Genomic DNA, 23675 nt, shown 5'->3' with positions numbered 1-23675 from the left:
CTCCTGCCGACAACGGAAACCTACCGGTTCTACCGGAAGTTGAAGGGAAGAGATGTGTCAATGAAGACAACACCCCTTGGCGGCGGCGACGTCGTCACGCCTGCCGAGCGGGCCGAAATCGCGGCCACCGGCACTGTCGAAAGCTTGCAGCCTACGACCCGTCGAACGATGGGCAAGACCTCCTACTTCTTCGCCTGGCTCGGCGGCTGCGTTTCCATCGGAACGTTCACAATGGGCTCGAGCCTGGTGGGAACGCTCAATCTCCTGCAGTCAATCGTCGCCATGACGATTGGATGCTTCGTCATCGGATTCTGCCTCATGCTCAACGGGGCGGCCGGATACAAGTACGGCATCCCATTCGTCGTTCACGCGCGGGCCTCGTTCGGCTTTCATGGGACGGCCCTTCCGGGGCTCGTGCGAGCCGTTCCCGCCCTTGTGTGGTACGGATTCCAGAGCTGGATCGGAGCCGCGGCCCTCTCGAAGTGTTCGGGGATCATCTTCGGCTTCGAGAACGTCTGGTTCTATTTCGTCGTCCTCCTCGGGCTTCAGACGCTCCTGTCCATCTTCGGCTTCGAGGGGATCAAATGGCTGGAGAACGTCGGAGCGGTTTTCATCATCCTCTCGCTGATATACATGTTCGCCTCCACCGTCGCGAAGTACGGAGACCAGATTTCGGAGTCGCTCGGGGCGGGGAACGAGGGCACGTGGGGCCTGAAGTTCTGGAACGCGACGATGCTGTTCTTGGGCATTTATGCCACGATGATCCTCAATGTCTCGGACTATTCGCGCGAGCACTCGAAGGGAACGGGTCGCAGTCTCCTGACCACGATCTACGCCTTCTCGATCCTTCCCGTCACGGTGTTTATGGGGCTTATCGGGCTCATCGTCTCGCAGGCGACCGGAACTAAAGACCCCATTGACGTCTTCTCGGGCGCGGTCGACAACAAGCTGCTTCTCATCGTCACGCTTTTGTTCATCGTTTTTGCGCAGGTGACGACGAACGTCCTTAACAACGTCGTGCCCCCTGTCTACGTGTTGCAGGACATTTTCAAGATCCCGTTCAAACCCGCCGTGGCCCTCGTGGGCTTGCTTTCGATTGCCACCTTCCCGTGGAAGCTGGTCTCCAAGGAGTCGGCCGACGGGCTGCAGACCTTCGTCCAAATCTACTCGGCTTTCCTCGGGCCGGTCTTCGCGATCATGGCGGTCGATTACTATCTGATTCGCCGCCAGCGGCTCGACGTCGTCGAACTGTACAAGAAGGACGGCAGGTTCAAGGGCGTCAACTGGGCCGCATACGTCGCCACTCTGGCCGGCGTCGCCGTGGCCTTCGTCTTCGAAGCGGTCGCGTGGTACTCGTCGCTCATCCCGGCGGGCCTCATTTACTATCTGCTCATGACGATGGGGCCGCCTAGTTTGAGACGATACGCCGAAATTGGAAGCCGCGAAGCGGATCGAACCGAAACTGAGGGCGACGGCGCGAATCGCGCCGAACCCGGCGACGCTTTCAGCGCGCAACGCAAGGAAGGAAGCCAGGCATGAGAATCCTAGTCGTCAACGTCAACACGACCGAGTCGATGACCGAGTCGATCCGCAAGGGAGCCGCGGCCGCGGCGTCGCCCGGAACCGAAGTCGTCGGCCTCACGCCCTTCTTCGGCGCAGACTCGTGCGAGGGGAACATGGAAAGCTACCTCGCCGCCGTCGCCGTCATGGACAGGGTCCTCGCATACGACGAGCCCTACGACGCCGTGGTCCAAGCCGGATTCGGCGAACACGGCCAGGAGGGGCTGAAAGAGCTCGTCGAGGCGCCCGTCGTCGACATCACCGACGCCGCCGCCCATCTGGCGATGCTCCTGGGCTACCGCTATTCGGTGGTCACCACCCTCGACCGCGCGGTTCCCCTCATCGAGGAGCGCCTGCTTTTGGGCGGCCTGTCGAGTCACTGCGCCTCCGTTCGATCGTCGGGCCTGGGCGTTTTGGAGCTCGAAGGGGAGGAGAGCACGGTGGTCGATGCGATCGTCAGGCAGGCCGAGCTCGCTTTGAAGGAGGACGGCGCCGAAGTGATTGTGCTCGGCTGCGGGGGGATGGCCGGCCTCGACAAGGCCATTGAGGAGAGGACCGGCGCGCCCGTGGTCGACGGCGTCGCCGCGGCCGTCAAGCTCGCCGAATCCCTCGTGGGGCTGGGCTTGAAGACGTCGAAGGTGCGCACGTACGCGCCGCCGCGGCCCAAGACGATCGTCTCTTGGCCGCTGTCGCGCCACATCTCACGGGACGGATCGAGCGCATAGCAAGATCCTCCGGCAGGCAGTCGCGCCTAAAGTTCGCCGCGTTGCGGCGGCTGTCACGCACAACCGAATCCGTCACGCAATCAGTCGGCGGCGTCCGCATCACGCGATTCAGCGGACGCAGCCGAACCGGACCGAAAGGTCTGCTGGCCCTTCCCATCACCCCGCGGGCTGCGGCCGACTCTTACATCGCGGGGGAGTTCCGAAAGGGACGCCGCCGGTTTGCGGCGACGACGCCGCAAACCGCCTACAGAAAGGAATTCCGTGAGTACACAAGTTCCCGAGGGCCTTTCGCCACGGCTGTACAACGAGGACCTGGCTCCGGCCGAACAACGAACCTGGACGTTCTACTCCCTTTTCGCCATGTGGATGTCAGACATCCACTCGATCGGCGGGTACACCTTCGCCGCGGGGCTCTTCGGTTTGGGGTTGGGCGCCGGAAACGTCTTCTTGTCGCTGACCTTCGGCATCATCATCGCCTTCATGCTCATGAACCTCTCAGGTTGGATGGGGCAGGCGACGGGACTGCCGTACCCGGTTCTCGCGCGCATCGCCTTCGGCACCTTCGGCGCCAACGTCCCCGCGCTCATCCGAGGCTTCGTCGCCATCGCCTGGTATGGCATCCAGACCTATCTCGCCTCCCACGCCGTCGTCATCCTCGTGCTCAAGCTCGTTCCCGACATCAAAGGCACCGTCTGGACAACGACGAACATCCTGGGCCTGTCGCTGATCGGATGGGTAGCCTTCCTCCTTATGTGGGCGCTCCAGCTTTTGCTGCTGCGCAACGGCATGGAGACGATTCGCCGCTTCCAGGACTGGGCGGGGCCGGCCGTGTGGGTGGTCATGGCTCTTCTCACCGTCTACATTCTCTACCAGGCCGACTGGCAGGTGAACCTCGATCTCAGCAATGCGACGCCGAAGTTCGGAACGCTTCACGCATTCCTCGCGGCGACAGCATTGACGGTCAGTTACTTCTCGACCCTCATGCTCAACTTCTGCGACTTTTCGCGCAACGCACCCGACCGCCGGTCGGTGACGCGGGCCAATCTGTGGGGGCTTCCGGTCAACTTCATCGCCTTTTCCGTGGTCTCGGTGCTTGTCACGGCAGGAACGCTCAAAGTCTATGGAAAGTACATCTTCGACCCCGTAGAGGTGGTCAGCCGCATCGACTCGGTGCCGGCCGCGATCCTCGGGGCGATCACCTTTGCGGTGGCGACCCTCGGCATCAACGTCGTAGCAAACTTCGTTTCGCCGGCGTACGACTTGGCCAACGCCGCCCCCAAGCACATTGACTTCAAGAAGGGCGGCCTCATATCGGCCTGCATCGCCCTGGTCATCCTTCCCTGGCGACTGTTCAACAGTCCCGTTGTCGTCAACATCTTCCTCGAAGGGGTCGGGGCGGTGCTCGGGCCGCTGTTTGGGATCATCATGGTCGACTATTTCATCCTGCGCAGGCAGAAGGTCCTCGTGCCAGATCTGTTCAAGGAAGAGGGGCACTACACCTACGCCAAAGGCTGGAACATGAAGGCCATATGGGTGACCGTGGGATCGTCGATCATTTCCGCGGCCTTCGTGATCCTCGGAGTCCTCGCGAAGACGGACGGCCCCTTTGCAAAGGGAGGCAAGGCCGCCCTTGACATGCCGTTCTTTGAGGCGGCCTCCTCTTTCTCGTGGTTCATAGGCGCGGCCCTCGGCGGCCTTCTGACCTACCTGACGATGAGGAACGACGATTCTCTTCGCGAGTCCGTAGCCGCCGCAATGGCCGCCGAAGCCGAGAATGCGGACAAAGCCGCCGAGGCTCAGGGCTGAGAGTGGCGATCGGCCTCCGCCGAGAGGGCGCCGGCGATGTCGTCGGCTGTGCAATACAGCGTCGGAACTATCGAGTTTTTGATGAGGTAGTCCGTGATGCGCTCGGCGGGGGCCGAAACGGAGACGGCGAGATACAGATCTCCGGGAACCGGAACGGCCACGCAGCGCAGACCGCGTTCGTGCTCGCCGTTGTCGAGCGCGTAGGAGCGTTCGCGGGTCAATTCGATTTCCCGTATGAGTTCGTCCTTGTCGGTGATCGTCGTCGGCGTGAAGGCACGCAGCTGGGTCCGCTCGATCGTCGCGAGGGCCTGAGCGTGGGGCATGGCCGCGAGAATCGCCTTGCCGACGCCTGTGGCGTGGAGGGAGACCTGGTTTCCGACCTCGGTGAACATGCGCCGTGCGCGCTCGGAGGGGACGTGGGAGATGTATCGTGCATAGTCTTGGTCGAGCATCGCCACGGAAACCGATTCGTCCAGGGTGACGACGGCCTTCGTGAGGATCGGGCGGAGGGCCACCCCGAGGGCGCCGCCCGCGTAGCGCGAAAGCGAGATGAGCCGGGTGCCCAGGGCATACTTCCTGTGCGGCGTCTGATAGATGTATCCGCTGACCATGAGCGTGCGCAGGAGGCGATGGGCGGTGGGTCTCGGCAGCTTTGCTTGTTTGCAAATGTCCGTCATGCTAATCGGCGAACCGGCGGAGGCGACGATCTCAAGTATGTCGAAGGCACGGCTCACAGCCTGAACCGTGGAATTTGATCGCGAGGTTTGCTTCTCGGTGGACATAAGCTGCTCCTTAGGCTGACTTACGTAGCCTACCCCATCGGTTTGGCGAGGTCTGCGGCTAGCAGCGCACGTCTCATAAACTAAAAATCGCTAAAGTCCCAAAACGTAACTAATAAAATCAAAAAACAATAAAAACGACGTTTTCTTTCCGCTTCCGCATCGTGGAATTTTGCGTTAGAATCGTGGAAAGAGAGCGCGAAGTTCCCAGATCAACGACGATTTAGAAAGGGAAACACCAATGGCAACGAGGAAGATTTGGCGCGCCGAGCGCGTCGTGCTTCCCGACGGCGAAAAGCCCGCGGCGATTGCCGTCGAAGACGGCACGGTGGTTGGAATCCTCGAAAAGGACGCCCCGTGGGAAGCCGACGAGGAGGTGATCGTCCCCGACGACCAGGCTCTGATGCCGGGTCTGATCGACATTCACGTTCACGTCAACGAACCGGGCCGCACAGAATGGGAAGGGTATGAGACGGCCACTCGGGCCGCCGCGGCGGGAGGATTCACGACCCTCGTCGACATGCCCTTGAATTCGAGCCCGTGCACCACCTCGCTCGAAAACCTCGAGCTGAAGAAAGAGGCTGCGCGCGGCAAGCTTTCCATGGACGTCGGCTTTTGGGGCGGCGTCATACCGGGGAACATCCAGGAGCTGCGGCCCATGTGGGAGGCCGGAGTCTTCGGCTTCAAGTGCTTCCTCGGCGATTCGGGGCTCGACGAGTACCCGTACGTCGACCGGCCCACGCTGCTGGCGGCGATGAAGGAGATCGCTTCCTTCGGCGGCCTTCTCATCATTCACGCGGAGGACGCCTCGGTCCTCGACTCCGCGCCGGGGTGCGACGGACGCTCCTACGAGGCCTTCATGAACTCGCATCCGGCCGAAGCGGAGAACGCCTCCGTCGATTTCGTCGTCGAAGCCGTTCGTCAGACGGGGTGCCGCGCGCACATCCTGCACCTCGGTTCGGCCGGTGCCGTCGATTCCATTCGGAGGGCCAAGGCCGAAGGCCTGCCGCTCACCGTCGAGACGGCGCCGCACTACCTGACCTTCGACGCCGAGGAGATACCCGACGGCGCCACCGAGTACAAGTGCTGCCCGCCCCTGCGCGGCCATGCCAATCGAATCGGCCTGTGGAAGGCGCTCCAAGAGGGCGTCATCGACCTCGTCGCCTCGGACCATTCGCCGTCGACGGCCGAGCTCAAGCACCTCGACACCGGAGACTTCGGCGCCGCATGGGGCGGCATCTCCTCGGTTCAACTCGGTTTCTCCGCAGTGTGGACGGAAGGGCGCAAGCTCGGGGCGAGCCTCAGCGACGTCGCCCGGTGGCAAGGCTCAAACCCGGCGGCCGTCGTCGGCCTCGCGGGCAAAGGATCCATCGAGGTCGGGGCGGCCGCCGATCTCATCGCGGTGGCCCCGGATGAGACCTTCGTCGTCGACAAAGACAAGCTCTTCCACAAGAACCCTGTGTCCCCTTACCACGGAAGGGAGCTCGCGGGCGTCGTCAAGGCGACGTGGCTGGCGGGCGAGCCCGTCGAGCCCCACGGCCCCGCGCGCGGGCGTGAAATCACGCGTGACAACAAGTAAACACCAAGCCATATTCCACTAAGGAGGAACTCACGTGGCACCACTTCCTATGCAGTCGATCAAGTCTCTCATCCGAGAGGTCGACTTCGAGGGGCAGAGTTTCATCTCGATCAATTCGATGACGAACGACCAGCTGCTCGCGCTCTTTGAGCTCGGACGCAACCTCGAGCTGCAGAACCGCGGAAACTGGCAGTTGTACCCCGACGCCATCGTCTCGCTTCTCTTCTTCCAGCCCTCGACGCGCACGCGCATGAGCTTCGAGACGGCGATGTACCGCATGGGCGGCAACGTCATCGTCGAAAACACCCCGCAGACGACGTCGTCGATCGCGAAGGAAGAGTCGCTGGCGGACATGCTCCGCTGCGTCTCCCAGTATGCCAACGTCATCGTGTTGCGCCACCCGAACGACGTCGATGCCCGCGAAGGCGCGTCGTACAGCTCGGCGCCGGTCATCAACGGCGGCTGGGGCCACTGGGAGCATCCGACCCAGGCGCTGCTCGACCTGTACACCCTGTGGCGCAAGTTCGGCCACATCGAAGGGCTCAAGGTCACGGTTGCCGCCGCGGACATGATCGAGGCGCGAACCGGCCACTCGATGGCGCAGGGCCTGGCACGGCTGGGCGCCGAGGTGACCATCGCCTCTCCCAAGGACAAAGCAGTTCCCCGCGAGGTCATCGAGAACATCAAGAAAAACTACCCGAACGCCAAGCTCGAGGAGGCCTACGATTTCGAGAAGGACTCCTTCAACGAGTTCATCCGGGACAAGGACCTCGTCTATCTGCCCGGCTGCTCGGCGCCCGCCGGCGCCACCGCCGAGGCCTTCAAGAAGGTGATGGACGATTACTTCGTCAAGCACGAGACGCTCGACGAGGAGCGCGAGAAGGGGCACATGATCTATGTGACCCACACGCTTCCGCGCCGCGCGGGCGAGATGGACCTCGCAATCGACGACACCCCGAACCAGCTGTGCTTCGAGTCGATCCTCCACTCGGTGTCGATCCGCATGGCTCTGCTGACCGCGATCCTCGGCGCCTGAGTCGCCGCAAACAAAGCACTTCAAGGAAGGACAAACACAAATGGCAGATTTCGAGATTTTGGCCGGCGGCTACACCTTCAAGGCCGTCTATCATGAGGACATGGCGCCGGAGACGGTCGCCGCCTTCAAGAAGCACCTGCTGGGCCTGAAGTCGAAGATCATTCACGTTCGCTGGTCGGGCCAGGCCGGGTGGATCCCCTTCGGGGACCTCGATCTGGGCATCGGACACGAGAACGGAACCTGCTACCCGCTTCCCGGCGAGATCGTCATCTATCCGGGAGGAAAGTCGGAAACCGAGCTCCTCATCGGGTACGGTTACGTCAACTTTGCATCGAAGGCCGGCCAGCTCCCCGGCAACCATTTCGCCACGATCGTCGAGGGCAACGAGAACCTCAAGGCTCTGGGCGAGAAGTTCCTGTGGGAAGGCGCCCAGGACATCGAGTTCCGGCCACTCTGATCGATCGGGGCGCGCGTACGCCCCGCGTCCGGGCCTCCGTTTACCGGCGGGCCCACGGAGGCCCGGACGCAGAAACACTCAGCAGGCCGCCGAGTTCGCTAGGAGATTTACATGGCACGCATGCGCGTCGTCGACGCAATCGTTCAGATCCTCGCAAAAGAGGGGGTGACGGTAACATTCGGAATCCCCGGCGCCGCGATCAACGGCCTGTATTCCGCGCTGAAGGCCGACGGACGGATCGGCCACATCCTCGCCAGGCACGGCGAGGCCCAGTCCCACATGGCCGAGGGGTACACGCGCGCCAAGGTCGGCAACATCGGCGTGTGTCTGGGAACGTCGGGCCCCGCGGGAACCGACATGGTCACGGGAATGTACTCGGCCATGGCCGATTCGCTTCCCATCCTGTGCATCACCGGCCAGGTGCCCACGCCCAAGCTCGACAAAGAGGACTTCCAGGGAGTCGACATCGCTTCGATCGCCGCGCCGGTGACGAAGTACGCGAAGACGGTCCTGGAGCCCGCACAGATCCCAGGAATCTTCCAAAAGGCGTTTTACCTCATGCGCGAGGGCCGCCCGGGCCCCGTCCTCATCGACCTTCCCGGCGACGTGCAGACGGCCGAGATCGATTTCGACGTCGATGCGTACGAGCCGATCGAGGTGCACAAGCCCGTCGCCTCCGACGCCCAGGTCACACGCCTCATCGACCTCATCGCCTCGGCCGAGCGGCCGGTCCTCCTCGCGGGCGGCGGCGTCATCCAGTCCGACGGCTCGGACGCCCTCGTCGACCTGGCGGAAACGCTTGGAATACCGGTGATCTCCACCCTGATGGGCTGGGGCGCGATTCCCGACGACCACGTTTTGTCCCAGGGGATGGCCGGCATTCAGACCTCCCAGCAGTACGCGAACGCCACGCTTTTGGCCTCGGACCTCGTGGTGGGGATCGGCAACCGCTGGGCCAATCGCATGACGGGCGACCTTTCGGTTTTCCGCGAAGGAAGGAAGTTCGTCCACGTCGACGTCGAACCCTCCCAGATCGGCCGTGTTTTCGCGCCCGACCTCGGGATCGTCTCCGACGCCAAGGCGCTCATCGTCAAGCTCGCGGACAAGGCGCGCGAGTACAAGGAGGCCGGCAAGCTCGCCGACTGGGGCGTGTGGGCCAAGGAATGCGACGTCCGCAAGGCCACGATGCAACGCAAGACGGCCTTCGAGAACGTGCCGCTCAAGCCGCAGCGCGTCTACCAGGCGATGAACGAGGCGTTTGGGCGCGACACCCGCTACGTCACGACGATCGGGCTGTCGCAGATCCAGGCCGCCCAGCTCCTGCACGTCTACAAGCACCACCATTGGCTCGACGCCGGTCAGGCCGGGCCGCTGGGATGGACGATCCCCGCGGCGATCGGCGCATGCGTCGCCGACCCCGACACCCCGACCGTCGCGCTCTCAGGCGACTTCGACTTCAACTTCCTCATCGAGGAGCTGGCCGTGGCCGCCCAGTTCAACGTTCCGTGGGTGCACGTTCTGGTCAACAACGCCTACCTCGGCCTCATCCGCCAGTCGCAGCGGGCCTTCGACATGGACTACTGCGTGCAGCTCTCCTTCGAGAACATCAACTCGCCGGAGACGGAGGGGTACGGCGTCGACTACGTCAAGGTCGCCGAGGGCCTCGGATGCAAGGCGATTCGCGTGCGCAAGCCGGAGGACCTCGTCCCCGCATTCAAGCGCGCCCGGGAGATTGCCGACAAGCTGAAGGTTCCCGTTGTGGTCGAGTGCGTGCTCGAGCGCGTGACGAACGTTTCCATGGGCGCGGCGCTGGATTCGGTCAACGAATTCGAACCGCTCGCCGAGGCACCGGAGGACGCCCCCACGGCCGTCCTTCCCCTCGAGCCCAAGCGGAGCTGAGCCGGGCGAGACGGCGGCATCGGCGTCCGGCGCCGACATTGAGCCCGAACGGGATCGGTCGGGCCCGGCGCGAAAAAGCCGGGCGCCGGCGAACCCGCTAAGCATGACATCGGCGGCCGGCCCGTCAGGGCTCGCGAGGCCGGCCGCCAACAGACGAAAGGACACATTATGGAGTACGCAGTCAACTGTTCGATCATGTTCAAGGAGCTTCCCGTCCTCGAGCGGGCCAAGGCAGCCGCCGACGCCGGCTTCAAGGCCGTGGAGTTCTGGTGGCCGTGGGACGTCGCGGTTCCCGAGCGCGAGGATATCGACGCCTTCGTCGCTTCGATCCGCGACGCCGGCGTTCAGCTCATCGGGCTCAACTTTTTCGCCGGCGACATGCCCGGGGGAGAGCGCGGACTCGTCTCGCTTCCCTCGCGCGTCGACGATTTCAAGGCGAACGTTCCCGTCGCAGTGGAAATCGGGCGGGAGCTCGGGTGCAAGGCGTTCAACGCCCTGTACGGCCTTCGCCAGGAGGGCGTCGACGCCGTGGTGCAAGACGCCGTTGCGATCGACAACCTCGAGTTCGCGGCCAAGGCCGCGGCCGAGATCGGGGCGACGGTTTTGGTCGAACCCGTTTCGGGCGCCGCCGAATATCCCTTGAAGACGGCCGCCCAGACCTTGGCCGTGGTGGAAAAGCTCAAGGCCGAGCGCGGCGTCGAAAACGTCGGCTTCCTGTGCGACCTCTATCACTTGGCCGCCAACGGGGACGACGTCGCAGCCGTCGCCGCGGGCGACGGAGGAGCAGCCGCCCACTGCCAGATCGCCGACTTCCCCGGCCGCGGGGAGCCGGGGACCGGCGACCTGGACATCGCGGGTTTGCTTGCCTCTATGAAGAAGGCGGGATATGACGGCTGGGTCGCGCTGGAGTACGTCCCCACCGTCGCCACAGCGGACTCTTTCGGCAACCTCCCAGAACTGCCGTAAACTCCGCCCCTGCCCGAGCGGGGCTCGCCATTTTGATCGACGCCGGCGAGCCCCGCTCGTTTTTGCGCCCGTCGGGCAAAGCGCCGTGCCTGCCGATCAAAGCGCCTAGAGCGGGTGGGAACGGCGGGTCTGACGAAGGCGCAGACCGGGAGGGGCGCCAAAGCGCCTAGAGCGGGTGGAACGGCGCCCGCAGCCTCTGAGAACGGAGAGTTCCCGAATCAAAGGACTTCGAGCGGGCGAGGCCCGGACGGCGGCGTGAACACCTCGTCAAGGTCGCGCAGGATCTCCGGGGTGAGCGTCACCTGGAGGGCGGAGGCGTTTTCCTCCATGCGTTCAGGAGAAGATGTCCGGGGGATCGCGATCGATCCCGGCTCACGCACCGCCCACGCGAGGGCCAGGGCCGCCGGCGTCGTCCCCGCCTCTGCGGCGATCTCGGAGAGGAGCTTTCCAGGCTGGCCCTGGAAGAGCCTTCCCTGCTCGAGCGGCGAGTAGGCCATGAGGTCCACGCCGCGTTCGCGCATGAGGGGGAGAAGGTCGTATTCGGGGCCTCTTCGCAGAAGGTTGTACAGGATTTGGTTGGTCGCGGGGGTCACGCCGAGGTCTGCGAGATCGTCCATGTCCGCGGGGTCGAAGTTGGAGACGCCCCATGCGCCGATGAGGCCGTCGTCGACGGCGGCCTGCAGCGCCTCGACCGTCTCCTCGAGCCGGTGATGGCCGCGCCAGTGGTAAAGGTAGAGGTCGAGGTGATCGGTGTTGAGCCTGTAGAGCGAAGCTTCCAGCGCCCTGCGCACGCCCGACGCCGAGGCGTTCGAGGGAAGCACTTTTGAGACCAGGAATACGTCGTCGCGCCGTCCGGCGATCGCCTCGCCGACCAGCTCCTCACTGGCGCCGGAGCCGTACATCTCGGCCGTGTCGATCACCCGCAGGCCGAGGTCGAGGCCGCGGCGGATCGCAGTGATCTCCGAGTCGCGCTTGCGGCGATCCTCGCCGAGGAACCAGGTGCCGATGCCGATGGGAATGTCCGTGAGATTCATGTGTCAAGCGTAGTCGATCGCTGGGCTTGCGTTTGGGGGAAGCGGCGGGTGAGAAGCGGCGTGGGAGGCACGGGGCGCCGAGGCGAAAGGCGGCGGCGACGGCGGCGGGCACGGGCAACGATGCGGACAACTGGAAGATGCGCGATGATGTACGGGGAGGCCGCCCTTCTCAGGGCGACGGGCAACCCGTCCGATCTGGCGGTTGCCCGTGTCGACGTCCGGGGCCGTTCGCATGACGAGGCGGCGGCCCCTGACGCGGCGGCCGCACATTCTGGTTGTGGCAACCATGCCATCGTGCAAAGGAGAAGCCGATGCTCATCGTGACGCTTGCCGGCGGAATCGGTTCGGGCAAGTCGACGGTCGCCGCGGCGCTCGCCGAATGCGGGGCACGGCTGCTTTCGCTAGACGACGTCGCCCGCGACGTCCTCTCGCCCGGCGAGGAAGCCGTTCGCGAGGTCGGGGATCTGTGGCCCGAGGCAGTGAGAGAAGGCAAGATCGACAGGGCTGCCCTCGCGAGGATCGTTTTCGACGACGCCGCGGCGCTCGCGCGTTTGAATGCCGTCGTCCACCCGAGAGCGTGGGAGCGTGCGCAGGCGCAGCTTGCATCCTGGCGGGAGGAAAGCCTTCAAGCGCAGTCCGCGCGGGAGTTTGTCGTCGTCGTCGAGCTGGCTCTCCTCGCCGGAAGCCCGTACCAGGACGCTTATCCCGGGACGATTGTCGTGGACGCCCCGGAAGACGTGCGCGTCTTGCGGCTTGTGGACTCGAGGGGCATGGACGAAGCCGACGCTCGGGCGAGGATCGCCAGCCAGACGCCGGCGTCGAGGGTGCGGGAGCTGGCCGACGTCGTCGTCGACAACGGCGGCTCCCTCGAGGACGCCGCCCGCGCGGCCCGCGAACTGTGGGAAGGCTGGCTCGTCCCTTATGCCGCGAACATGCGGGAAGGCCGGCGCGTCTTTGGGGGCGACGCCCCGCCGAGCCCCGGGCAACGCGCTCGCGCGGCGGCTCGCCTGACGCGGCAGGGGGCCTTCGTGAACCGGGAGTCGGCCCTCGGAAAGGGAGGGGCGGCGCCTTCCCGGAAGGGCGCGGAGGCGGCCCTCGGAGGGGGAGGCGGGGAAACGGCCGGCGACAAAGGCGGCGGCGTGCTCGAAATCGTCGGTCCGGCCGATGAGTCTTCGCTTGCCAACGCGGGTTTTGTCCCTTGCGCGGGTGAGCTGCGCGCGGCGAGTCAGACCTACAAGAGCCGTCGCGTTTCGCCCGACGCTCGTCGTGATGCGTCGGGCGATTCCGGCGATGTCGCGTCTGGGTCTGGTCGTTGCGCATTGGGCGATTCCGGCCGTGTCTTTTCCGAGACTGCCGCCTGTGCGCCAGGGGGGCCTCGCCTTTACGTTTCGGCCGATCCCCGCTTTGCGATGGCGGCCGTCGTGACGGGCGGGCACGATTGATGCGACGTCGGCGCGTCATTTACGACGTTGCGACGCCGTTTCGCCTGCCAGCGGCCCGACGGTTTGCCTCGCCCGCCTGCGGTCCGGCAAGGCTTGCCTTGTCTGTCTCCGACCGCCGCTCCTCTCGCTGCGTTGTGAGCGAACATTCGTTCGGCATAGGCGCCTTTTCGTGTAAGCTCGAACCATGACGACCGAGATCGAATCCGAGATTGAGAGGGTCGAAAAGCCCTTCCAAGTGGTGTCGCAGTACGCGCCCTCCGGCGATCAGCCCGCGGCCATCGCGGAGCTGGCGGAGCGGATCGAGGCGGGGGAGAAGGACGTCGTCCTCTTGGGCGCCACCGGAACCGGCAAATCGGCGACGACGGCGTGGCTCATCGAGAAGGTTCAGCGCCCGACTCTCATCATTGAGCCGAACAAGACGCTGGCCGCTCAGATGGCGGCGGAGTTCCGCGAGCTTATGCCGAACAACGCCGTCGAGTACTTCGTCTCCTATTACGACTACTACCAGCCCGAGGCCTACGTTCCGCAAACCGACACGTTCATCGAGAAGGACTCCTCGATCAACGACGAAGTGGAGAGGCTGCGGCATTCGGCCACAAACTCTCTTCTGACTCGGCGCGACACCGTGGTGGTGTCCTCGGTCTCGTGCATCTATGGATTGGGCACGCCGCAGGAGTATGTGGCTCGCATGGTCCAGCTCGAAGTGGGGCAGCGGATCGACCGCGACGAGCTCATGCGTAGATTTGTCGGCATGCAGTACACGCGCAACGACGTCGCCTTCGCCCGCGGAACGTTCAGGGTGCGCGGGGACACGGTGGAAATCATCCCCGTCTACGAAGAGCTCGCCATCCGCATCGAGTTCTTCGGCGACGAAATCGACGCGATCACGCTGCTGCACCCGCTCACGGGAACAGTGATCCGCCGCGTAGACCGCGCCCACGTCTTTCCCGCCTCCCATTATGTGGCGGGCCCCGAACGGATGGCGCGCGCGCTGGAAGGGATAGAGGCGGAGCTGGCCGAACGGCTGGATGTGCTTCAGACGCAGAACAAAATGCTCGAGGCCCAGCGCCTGCAGATGCGCACCAACTACGACGTCGAGATGATGCGAAACATCGGGTCGTGCGCTGGAATTGAGAACTACTCGCGCCATATCGACGGGCGAGGGCCCGGAACGCCGCCCAATACCCTGCTCGACTATTTCCCCGAAGACTTCCTCCTCATCGTCGACGAGTCCCATGTGACGGTCCCGCAGATCGGAGCGATGTACGAGGGCGACATGTCGCGCAAACGCACGCTCGTCGACTACGGCTTCCGCCTGCCCTCGGCCATGGACAACCGGCCGTTGAAGTTCCCCGAGTTCCTCGAACGGATCGGTCAGACGGTTTACCTTTCCGCCACCCCGGGGAAGTACGAGATGGAACACTCCGACGGCGTCGTCGAACAGATCATCCGGCCCACCGGGCTCGTCGACCCCGAAGTCGTCGTCAAGCCCACGGAGGATCAGATCGACGACCTGCTCGGGCAAATCAAGGAGAGGGTCGAGCGCAACGAGCGCGTGCTCGTCACCACGCTGACGAAGAAGATGGCGGAAGACCTGACCGACTACCTGGCCGAACGCGACATCAAGGTCGAGTACCTGCATTCCGACGTCGACACCCTGCGCCGCGTCGAGCTTTTGCGTGAGCTGCGCCTGGGGACGTTCGACGTACTCGTCGGCATCAACCTCCTGCGCGAGGGCCTCGACCTTCCCGAGGTATCGCTTGTCGCAATCCTCGATGCGGACAAGCAGGGTTTCCTGCGTTCGACGACGTCGCTCATCCAGACGATCGGCCGGGCGGCCAGGAACGTCTCCGGCCAAGTCATCATGTACGCGGACTCGATCACGCCGAACATGCGCGAAGCCATCGACGAGACGAACAGGCGCCGCGCCAAACAGATGGCCTACAACGAGGAGCGCGGAATCGACCCGCAGCCGCTTCGCAAGAAAATCGCCGACGTCACGGACATGCTCGCCCGCGAAGACATCGACACGGCGGCTCTGCTCGAGGGCGGATACCGCAAGGAGAGGGCCGCGACGCCGGAGGCTCCGGCGACGTCGCGTGAAAGCGCCGCAGCCGAAGGGGAGCGCGACCTCAAGGGGCTCATCGAGGAGATGACGGAGCTCATGCACGAAGCCGCGGCGTCGTTGAAATTCGAACTCGCTGCGCGCTACAGGGACGAGATCAAAGGCCTCAAAAGCGAGCTGTGGCATTCCATGCAGGCCCAGAAGTAGACGCGCGACGCGTATCGAATCCCACAGACGGGCGTTGAACGCCTTGGCCGAAACGAGCAGGATGTTCGCGTAGAATTCGTGGTGGAGGGGAGTATTCCCACCCAACATCGGTTCGTCATCACGGAACGCTCCCGGACCGAGGCCAGCGATGGCGGGAAGAGACCTCCGGTTGTCCCTTGTAGACCGGAGGAAACTATGTCAATGCCCCTGAACGCGCTCGCCGCGACCGACGCCGCGCAGTCCATGCAGGTTCATATGCACGAGTGGCTCGCTCTGGGCGGGCTCGTCGTCGCCCTCATCGGCATGGACCTCTTTCTCCACCTGCGAAAACCCCATGAGCCGACGATCAAAGAGTGCACTAGGTGGCTTGTCTTCTACGTCAGCCTGGCCGTCGTCTTCGGCGTTTACACATTGTTCCGCCACTCGTCGAAGTTCGCATTCGAGTACTTCGCGGCCTATTTCACCGAGTACTCCCTCTCGATCGACAACATCTTCATCTTCATAATCATCATCGGCTCGTTCCGAGTCCCCAGGAAGTATCAGCAAAAGGTGCTCCTGTGGGGCATCGTCACAGCCCTCGTCCTCAGGCTCGTCTTCATCCTTCTGGGCGCCACCCTCCTCGAGAGTTTTTCTTGGCTGTTCTTCATCTTCGCCGCCTTCCTCCTGTGGACGGCATGGAACCAGCTCCGCGAGGGCGTCGAGGACCGGAAGGACCCGGACCATGACGACGACGTGTACAAGCCGAACGCCGTCGTTCGCGGGGCGCGCAAGGTATTCATGGTCACCGACGGCTTCGTCGGAGACAAAATGCTGGTGCGGCGAAATCACAAAACCTTCGTCACGCCTTTCTTTCTGTGCATCATCTCCATCGGATCGGCGGACCTCATGTTCGCGCTCGACTCGATACCGGCGTCCTTCGGGCTGACCGCTCAACCGTTCATCATCTTCGCCGCCAACGCCTTCGCACTCATGGGGCTCCGCCAGCTCTTCTTCCTCGTCGAAGGGCTCCTCGAACGGCTCGTCTACCTCCACTACGGGCTCGCCGCGATCCTCGCGTTCATCGGCTTCAAGCTCCTCGTCGAGGCCTGTCACGGGCAAGGATGGCTCGAAATCGTGCCTGACATCCATCCCCTCGTCTCCCTCGCCGTCATACTCGTCATACTCGTTCTCACCGTCGTCACATCCCTCGGAAAGACGAAGCGCGAGGCCATCGAAGGCACGAACGTCGAAGAGGCCGGCGACGAGATCGAAGCCGGCCGGGTCGCCCAAGCCTTCCGCGAGAAGGGCGCCGAGCCGAGCGGCGCGCGGAAATCCGCAGACGGGCGGCAGCTCGAAGAATCGCAACGATCGGGAGAGGAACGGCAGCCCGGAGACGAGCAGCGGCCGGGAGACGGAAGTCTCTCAGGTCGCAAAGGCCCTTCGAACAAATAGCCCCGCAATTGGGGTTGAACTGCCCGGGGGTTGAGGGAGCCCGAGTCGGCCTCCGGGCGCGCGGGGATAGGCGAGAGCGCCCCCCGGCGCCGAGGCTTGGCTCGGCGGCCTAATCGTCGGGCGCCGTCTGCCCCAGCCGCGCGGCGATGATCGCGCACACGAAGATCTGAATCTGATGGAACAGGACCACCGGGACGATGACGGCGCCCACCGTCGAAGCCGGAAACAGGGCCTTGGCCATGGGCAGCCCCGTGGCCAAGGATTTCTTCGACCCGCACATGAGAACGACGATCCGGTCTTCCCTCGGCATTCCGATCTTCCCGGGGACAAACCACGTGAGGGCGAGCATCGTGGCGAGCAAAGCCACGGACAGGGCGAGGAGGACGAGAACCGTCCACACCGTCACGCCGGCCCACGCACCCTCGGCCGTCGCGTTGACGACCGCCGAAAGCACAATGAGGATGATCGAAGAATTGTCGATCTTCTTCACCATCGAACGCCGCGCTCGGAACCAGCCGCCCACAAACGGCTGAAAAAGCTGGCCCACGATGAATGGGGCGAGCAGCTTGGTCACGATCGATCCCAAACCGCCTCCGGAGGCCCCGCCGACGTCGAGGGCGAGGAGGACGAGGAGCGGCGTGACGAACATGCCGAGGATGTTGGAGATCGTCGCCGAACAGACGGCTGCCGCCACGTTTCCCTTCGCGATGGAGACGAAGGTGACCGAAGATTGAATCGTCGACGGAAGGATCGACAAGTACAGGAAACCGGTGGCAAATCCGTGTCCCCAAAAGGGCTCGGCAGCCTTGTACATGAGGAATCCGAAGGCCGGGAAAGCCACGTACGTGGCCAAAAGAACCGAAAGTTGCAGCTTGACGTTCGTGAGACCCGCGAGCACCTCGCTTGTGCGCAGGCGCATTCCATACACAAGGAAGACGAGGCATACCGACAGGTCCGCGACCATCGAAAGAATCTCGCGCCCCTTGGCGGGAACAGGCAAGGCGAGCCCGAGGGCCATCGCCGAGACGATCCCCGCGACGAAAGGGTCGATCTTCAGCTTCGAAGGGCGCCGGCTCATGCCCTCAGTCTCCTGACCGTGCCCGTGCACTCCAAATCATGCCCCCGGTCTCCATCATGCCCCCGGTCTCTGCTTCGGCTCATGCCCGGGCTTTCAGTCTCATGCCCAAGGGTTGACCGCGGGATTCCAGACTCGCGCGTTCGCGTTCTTGATGACGCCGAGCTCGCGGAAGGGGTCGCCCGCCAGCACATTCAGGCCCGCCTCGGGGGAGTCGGCTTCGACGAGGATGAGGGCGCTGTCGTCTCCCAGCGGCCCGAAGGTCAGGACGGCGCCTGCCTCGTGAAGGTCGCGGAGGTGGGCGCGATGGGTCGGGCGATGCTCGGCGATGAGCTCGCTTTGGGCGACATCGTACGTGTACTCGATTGCAATGATAGCCATGGGGTCAATTCTAGCGATTCCCTGGGATGAAGACCTTCTCGGACGCCAAAGAGCCTCTCGGACGCCAAAGAGCCTCATGGCCGCCGTCGGCCTGCCGCCGGTGGTAGGCAATCTCACGATCGCGATGCTTCGAACAGATGTTTTAAGGCGATACAATTGCCGGGTGATTGACGAGATCCGCATCCAAGGCGCACGTGAACACAACCTCCAAAACGTCGACCTCAGCATTCCCCGCGACAAAATGGTCGTATTCACGGGGCTTTCCGGGTCTGGCAAGTCGTCCCTGGCGTTCGACACGATCTTCGCCGAGGGGCAGCGCAGGTACATCGAGTCCCTCAGCTCCTACGCCAGGATGTTCCTCGGAAGGATGGACAAGCCCGACGTCGATTTCATCGAGGGGCTTTCCCCTGCGGTTTCGATCGATCAAAAGTCCACGAACCACAATCCGCGTTCGACAGTCGGCACGGTCACCGAAATCTACGACTACCTGCGCCTGCTTTTTGCGCGCGCCGGCGTCCAGTTCTGCCCGGAATGCGGCGAGCAGATCCGCGCCCAGAGCGCCGAACAGATCGCCGACAGCGTGTCGGCCTTGCCCGAAGGCACGCGTTTCCAGGTTCTCGCGCCGGTCGCCCGCGGCCGCAAGGGCGAGTACGCGGAGCTGTTCTCCCAGCTCGCCTCCGACGGATTTTCCCGGGCGCGGGTCGACGGCGAGGTCGTCCGCCTCGACAGCCCGCCGAAGCTGGAAAAGAACGTCAAGCACGACATCGACGTCGTCGTCGACCGGCTCGTCATCCGAGACGGCATATCCTCGCGCCTGAACGACTCGATCGAGACGGCGCTGAGGCTCGCCGGCGGCTTCGTCACCGTCGAGAAGGTCGACGCCCCCGCGGACGACCCGACGCGCGAGCGCAGATACTCGGAAAAGCGTTCGTGTCCGAACGAGCACGAGCTGGGAATCGAGGAAATCGAGCCGCGCACCTTCTCCTTCAACGCCCCCTACGGCGCCTGCCCTGCCTGCGACGGGATCGGTTCGCATCTGCAGGTAGACCCCGAGCTCGTCGTTCCCGACGATTCGCTTACCCTGCGCGAGGGCGCCGTGGCCCCGTGGACGATCCACCAGGATTTTTTCACCCGGCAGCTTGAAGCCCTCGGCGAGGACCTCGGCTTCGACGTCGACACGCCGTGGCGAGACCTCCCGACGAAGGCGAAGAACGCCATTTTGCGCGGCAAGGACTACAAGGTGCGCGTGACCTATCGCAATCGATGGGGCAAGGAGCGCACATACGGAACGGGATTCGAGGGCGTCGTCGCCTATGTCAAGCGCAAGCACGGCGAGACCGAGTCCGACTGGTCGCGCAACCGATACGAAGGCTATATGCGCGAGGTGGACTGCGACGCGTGCGGGGGCGCCCGGCTGCGGCCTGAGGTCCTTGCTGTGCGCATCGACGGAAAGAACATCGACGACGTCTGCCGGCTTTCCATCGACGAGGCGAAGAAGTTCGTCGACACCGTCGAACTCGACTCGCGCCAGGCGAAGATCGCCGAGCAGGTCCTCAAGGAGATCAAGGCGCGTCTGGGGTTCCTCGTCGACGTCGGCCTGACGTACCTGAGCCTGTCGCGCGGCGCCTCCACGCTTTCCGGCGGCGAGGCCCAGCGCATTCGGCTCGCCACCCAGATCGGCGCGGGGCTCGCGGGCGTCCTCTACGTCCTTGACGAACCGTCGATCGGCCTTCACCAAAGGGACAACGAGAGGCTCATCGCGACGCTCACTCGGCTGCGCGACATCGGCAACACGCTCATCGTCGTCGAGCACGACGAAGACACGATCCGAACCGCCGACTGGGTGGTCGACATCGGCCCCGGCGCCGGGGCCCTCGGAGGCGAGGTCGTCTACTCGGGCCCCAGCGCGGGGCTGAGCGCGTGCGAAGACTCGATGACCGGCCAGTATCTCGCGGGAAAACGGAAGATCGAAGTTCCCAGCGAGCGGCGCCGCGTCGACCCGAAGCGTGCGATCAAGGTCAAGGGGGCGAGGGAAAACAACCTCAAGGGGATCGACGTCTCCTTTCCCCTTTCCGTGGTGACGGCCGTGACGGGCGTGTCGGGCTCCGGCAAGTCCACTCTGGTCAACCAGATCCTCCACGAGTCCCTGGCGCACACGCTCAACGGGGCGCAGACGATCCCCGGGCGGCACAAGTCGGTTACGGGGGCGGGAGGCCTCGACAAGGTAGTCCACGTCGACCAGTCGCCCATCGGGCGCACGCCTCGCTCCAATCCGGCCACGTACACGGGCGTGTGGGACAAGATCCGCGCCCTGTTCGCGCAGACCGCCGAGGCAAAGGTCCGCGGATACGGGCCCGGGCGGTTCTCCTTCAACGTCAAAGGAGGGCGTTGCGAGGCGTGCAGGGGAGACGGCACGATCAAGATCGAAATGAACTTTCTGCCGGACGTCTACGTTCCGTGCGAGGTGTGCAACGGGGCCCGGTACAACCGCGAGACCTTGGAAGTGGCCTACAACGGCAAAAACGTCAGCGACGTCCTTGCCATGACGATTGCGGAGGCCGCCGTCTTCTTCGAGCCGATCAGCGCGATCCGGCGCTACCTGCAGACACTTGAAAGGGTGGGCCTCGGCTACGTCAAACTCGGCCAGTCGGCAACCACGCTCTCCGGCGGAGAAGCCCAGCGCGTCAAGCTGGCCTCCGAGCTGCACCGGCGCTCGAGCGGCAAAACCGTCTACATCCTTGACGAGCCGACCACGGGCCTTCATTTCGAGGACGTCCGCAAACTTCTCCAAGTCCTCCAGTCTTTGGCGGACAAGGGCAACACCGTGATCGTCATCGAGCACAACCTCGACGTCGTCAAAAGCGCGGACTGGGTGATCGACATGGGCCCCGAAGGCGGCGACGGCGGCGGGCGCGTCATCGCCGAGGGCACGCCCGAGGACGTCGCCAAAGTCGAAGGCTCCCACACCGGCCGGTTCCTGGCGCCCATGCTGGAGCGTTAGATGGCCGATCCGCGTCAGTACAGGCCTGAGCAAGGCGCCATACCCACGCAGCCGGGGGTCTATCGGTTTCTCGACGGCGAAGGGCGCGTCCTCTACGTCGGCAAGGCCAAGAATCTGCGCGCCCGGCTTTCGAGCTACTTCCAGGATCCGGCCGGCCTGTCAGACCGCATTCGTACCATGGTCTACACGGCCGAGGACGTGAAATGGGTGGTCGTCGGGTCCGAGGTCGAGGCGCTCACCCTCGAATACCTGTGGATCAAAGAGTTCACGCCGCCCTTCAACGTCGTTTTCCGCGACAACAAGTCCTACCCCTACCTGGCGGTCTCGTTGGGCGAGGAATATCCGCGGGTGTGGGTGACCCGCCAAGAGCACAGGAAGGGCACGCGCTACCTCGGCCCGTACACGAAAGTGTGGGCGATACGCGAAACGCTCGACCAGCTGCTGAGCGTGTTCCCCATGCGTTCGTGCACGAAGAGCCAGTTCAACCAGGCCCGGCGCCTGGGCCGCCCCTGCCTGTTCGGGCACATTGGAAAATGCAGCGCGCCGTGCATCGAAAGGGTCACGCCCGAAGAGCATCGCGAAACGGCAATGAGCCTCATCCGGTTCATGGAAGGCGGCGGCTCGAAGGCAATAGCGACGCGTCGCAAACGAATGCTCGAGGCGGCCAATGCCGAAGAATACGAGACGGCCGCCAGGCTGCGCGACGAAATATCGGCGCTCGAAGCGGTCAACGAGCGCAACGTCATCGTTTTGAACGAGAACCTTGACGTCGACATTTTCGGCATCGCCTTCGACGAGATCGAAGCGTCCGTGCAGGTCTTCTACGTCCGCGGCGGCAGGATCCGCGGCCAGCAGGCGTGGATAAGCGACGAGATCGGCGGCCTTGAGTTGTCCGAGATCGTTTCGAATCTCGTGCTGCAGGTCTACGGCGACGTGAAGTTCGACGACGTCGTCGCCGTGCCAGAGGCCTCGCGCAGCGTGGACGACCGCGCGCACACGCCGCTCGGGGCGATCCCCTCGGAAATATGGGTTCCGGGGCTGCCCGAGGATGCGCTCGAGCTCCAAAAGTGGCTCGCCGAGCGCAGGGGAGGGACGGTCCGCCTGAAGACGCCGCGCCGCGGCGACAAAGCCAAGCTCGCGCACACCGTGCGGCTCAACGCCGAACAGGCGCTCGCCCGCCACAAGCTGGCGCGGGCAGGCGACATCACCGTCCGTTCCCAGGCGCTCGAGGAGTTGCGAGACGCGCTCGAGCTCGATCGCGCGCCCCTGCGGATCGAGTGTTACGACGTCTCGCACACCCAGGGCACGCACCAGGTGGCTTCAATGGTGGTCTTTGAGGACGGTTTGGCAAAAAAGGCCGACTACAGGCACTTCATCGTGCGCGGGCCCGACGGCGAGGGCGCAGCGGACGACACGGCCGCGATGGACGAGGTGCTGCGCCGCAGGCTTGCCAGGCTTCTCGCGGGAGCGGCGGGCGACGACGTCGGCGCCGCCGAGGACGAGGATCGAGGCGATCGCGCGAACGCCTCCGGCGAAGCCGAAACGCCCCGCGAGACTGAGAATGCCCGCAAGGCCGAACGAGTTCCCGAAGCCGAGAAGTCCTTCGAAACCGGGCAGATTTCCAAAGCTTGCGACGCCGCGGCGGGGGCGGGCGACGCGGAGGACGCGGCCGAAGCGGGCGACGCGGAGAACGCAACGCCCGGCGAGGATGAGGCCGGCGGCGACGTCCCTCGGGTCGCCGGGCAGCCGAGCGCCCCCCGAAGATTCGCTTACAAGCCTGACCTCATAGTCGTCGACGGCGGGCTGCCGCAGGTCAACGCGGCGCAGAGGGTCGTCGAGGAAACGGGAGCTGACGTCCGCATCGTCGGCCTGGCGAAAAGGCTCGAGGAGGTGTGGATTCCGGGCGAGGATTTCCCCGTCGTCCTGCCAAGGCGTTCCCCCTCGTTGCGGCTTCTCCAGCAGCTGCGCGACGAATCGCACCGATTCGCCATCACGTTCCACAGGAAAAAGCGGGCAAAGGCCATGACCCGGTCCGCGCTGGACGCCGTGCCCGGCTTGGGGGCGGCCAAACAGAAGGCCCTTCTGGGCTCGCTGGGGTCGCTCGCAAAGATCAAAGCGGCCTCCCAGGAGGAGTTGCTGAAAGTGCCGGGAATCGGCCCCGCCTTGGCGCGCGCCATCGTCGAGCATTTCGCCGACGCCGGCTGACGCGCCAGTTGGCAGGCGCGGGCTGAC

Annotated in this window: 17 protein-coding genes; 13 read left to right on the top strand and 4 right to left on the bottom strand. The window is 64.4% G+C overall.

Translation table 11 applies throughout. From position 1 onward, the window contains the following. Positions 1–60: 60 nt before the first annotated feature. From A4H34_RS07530 to A4H34_RS07520, 3 genes are all read left to right on the top strand, one after another. A complete protein-coding gene (locus A4H34_RS07530; RefSeq protein WP_064231568.1) occupies positions 61–1539 on the top strand; it encodes an NCS1 family transporter in 1479 nt (492 codons plus the stop codon). Then, the gene (locus A4H34_RS07525; RefSeq protein ID WP_009198688.1) at positions 1536–2285 is read left to right on the top strand and encodes an aspartate/glutamate racemase family protein; all 750 of its coding nucleotides are present in this window, start codon (positions 1536–1538) and stop codon (positions 2283–2285) included. The genes A4H34_RS07530 and A4H34_RS07525 overlap by 4 nt, the downstream gene beginning before the upstream one ends. Before the next feature lie 261 nt (positions 2286–2546). Next, positions 2547–4091, top strand: coding sequence for an NCS1 family nucleobase:cation symporter-1 (locus tag A4H34_RS07520; protein WP_064231567.1), 1545 nt, complete (start codon positions 2547–2549; stop codon positions 4089–4091). Here A4H34_RS07520 and A4H34_RS07515 read toward each other — a convergent pair. Further along, complete coding sequence (locus A4H34_RS07515) at positions 4082–4873, bottom strand: IclR family transcriptional regulator (RefSeq protein WP_009198691.1); 792 nt, start codon at positions 4871–4873, stop codon at positions 4082–4084. The two genes, A4H34_RS07520 and A4H34_RS07515, sit on opposite strands and share 10 nt — an antisense overlap. Before the next feature lie 238 nt (positions 4874–5111). Here A4H34_RS07515 and allB point away from each other — a divergent pair, with 238 nt between their 5' ends. The 5 genes from allB (at position 5112) to A4H34_RS07490 (ending at position 10807) form a co-directional block, all read left to right on the top strand. After that, positions 5112–6449 (top strand): allantoinase AllB, encoded by a 1338-nt coding sequence (gene allB, locus A4H34_RS07510; protein ID WP_064231566.1) that lies wholly within the window; start codon positions 5112–5114, stop codon positions 6447–6449. A gap of 34 nt (positions 6450–6483) precedes the next feature. Next, positions 6484–7485 carry an aspartate/ornithine carbamoyltransferase family protein gene (locus tag A4H34_RS07505; RefSeq protein WP_231870980.1) on the top strand — a complete coding sequence of 334 codons (1002 nt, stop codon included), beginning with the start codon at positions 6484–6486 and terminating at the stop codon, positions 7483–7485. A 40-nt stretch (positions 7486–7525) separates the two neighbouring features. Next, on the top strand, positions 7526–7942 hold the full coding sequence (locus A4H34_RS07500) for a DUF3830 family protein (RefSeq protein WP_009198694.1): 417 nt from the start codon (positions 7526–7528) through the stop codon (positions 7940–7942). Positions 7943–8053: 111 nt separating this feature from the next. Further along, positions 8054–9841 carry a glyoxylate carboligase gene (gcl, locus tag A4H34_RS07495; RefSeq protein ID WP_064231565.1) on the top strand — a complete coding sequence of 596 codons (1788 nt, stop codon included), beginning with the start codon at positions 8054–8056 and terminating at the stop codon, positions 9839–9841. A 168-nt stretch (positions 9842–10009) separates the two neighbouring features. Beyond that, entirely contained in the window at positions 10010–10807 is a 798-nt protein-coding gene (locus A4H34_RS07490; RefSeq protein ID WP_064231564.1) for a hydroxypyruvate isomerase family protein, read from the top strand. 218 nt (positions 10808–11025) lie between these two features. Here the strand turns inward: A4H34_RS07490 and A4H34_RS07485 are convergent, their stop codons facing one another. Then, the gene (locus A4H34_RS07485; protein ID WP_064231563.1) at positions 11026–11841 is read right to left on the bottom strand and encodes an aldo/keto reductase; all 816 of its coding nucleotides are present in this window, start codon (positions 11839–11841) and stop codon (positions 11026–11028) included. 311 nt (positions 11842–12152) lie between these two features. Between A4H34_RS07485 and coaE the strand changes: the two genes are divergently transcribed. The 3 genes from coaE to A4H34_RS07470 all read left to right on the top strand — a co-directional run bounded on the left by coaE (position 12153) and on the right by A4H34_RS07470 (position 16986). Then, a complete protein-coding gene (coaE, locus tag A4H34_RS07480; RefSeq protein WP_064231562.1) occupies positions 12153–13283 on the top strand; it encodes a dephospho-CoA kinase in 1131 nt (376 codons plus the stop codon). Between the two features lie 184 nt (positions 13284–13467). Beyond that, complete coding sequence (uvrB, locus tag A4H34_RS07475; protein WP_064231561.1) at positions 13468–15555, top strand: excinuclease ABC subunit UvrB; 2088 nt, start codon at positions 13468–13470, stop codon at positions 15553–15555. A gap of 195 nt (positions 15556–15750) precedes the next feature. Further along, complete coding sequence (locus A4H34_RS07470; RefSeq protein WP_331711612.1) at positions 15751–16986, top strand: TerC family protein; 1236 nt, start codon at positions 15751–15753, stop codon at positions 16984–16986. A gap of 109 nt (positions 16987–17095) precedes the next feature. On the opposite strand, the gene A4H34_RS07465 is transcribed toward A4H34_RS07470, so the two are convergent. Together A4H34_RS07465 and A4H34_RS11275 are read right to left on the bottom strand one after the other, a co-directional pair. Then, positions 17096–18064 carry a bile acid:sodium symporter family protein gene (locus A4H34_RS07465; RefSeq protein ID WP_064231559.1) on the bottom strand — a complete coding sequence of 323 codons (969 nt, stop codon included), beginning with the start codon at positions 18062–18064 and terminating at the stop codon, positions 17096–17098. Positions 18065–18163: 99 nt separating this feature from the next. Then, complete coding sequence (locus A4H34_RS11275; RefSeq protein ID WP_064231558.1) at positions 18164–18442, bottom strand: YciI family protein; 279 nt, start codon at positions 18440–18442, stop codon at positions 18164–18166. 124 nt (positions 18443–18566) lie between these two features. Between A4H34_RS11275 and uvrA the strand changes: the two genes are divergently transcribed. Next, on the top strand, positions 18567–21443 hold the full coding sequence (gene uvrA, locus A4H34_RS07455) for an excinuclease ABC subunit UvrA (protein ID WP_082903157.1): 2877 nt from the start codon (positions 18567–18569) through the stop codon (positions 21441–21443). Continuing rightward, positions 21444–23648 (top strand): excinuclease ABC subunit UvrC, encoded by a 2205-nt coding sequence (gene uvrC / locus A4H34_RS07450; RefSeq protein WP_064231556.1) that lies wholly within the window; start codon positions 21444–21446, stop codon positions 23646–23648. Positions 23649–23675: the final 27 nt, after the last annotated feature.

Origin of the sequence: Peptidiphaga gingivicola, from assembly GCF_001652275.1 — a bacterium.
Taxonomy (GTDB): Bacteria; Actinomycetota; Actinomycetes; order Actinomycetales; family Actinomycetaceae; genus Peptidiphaga; species Peptidiphaga gingivicola.
The sequence above is the reverse complement of the archived record's forward strand: the minus strand, read 5'-3'. Positions and strand labels throughout refer to the sequence as shown.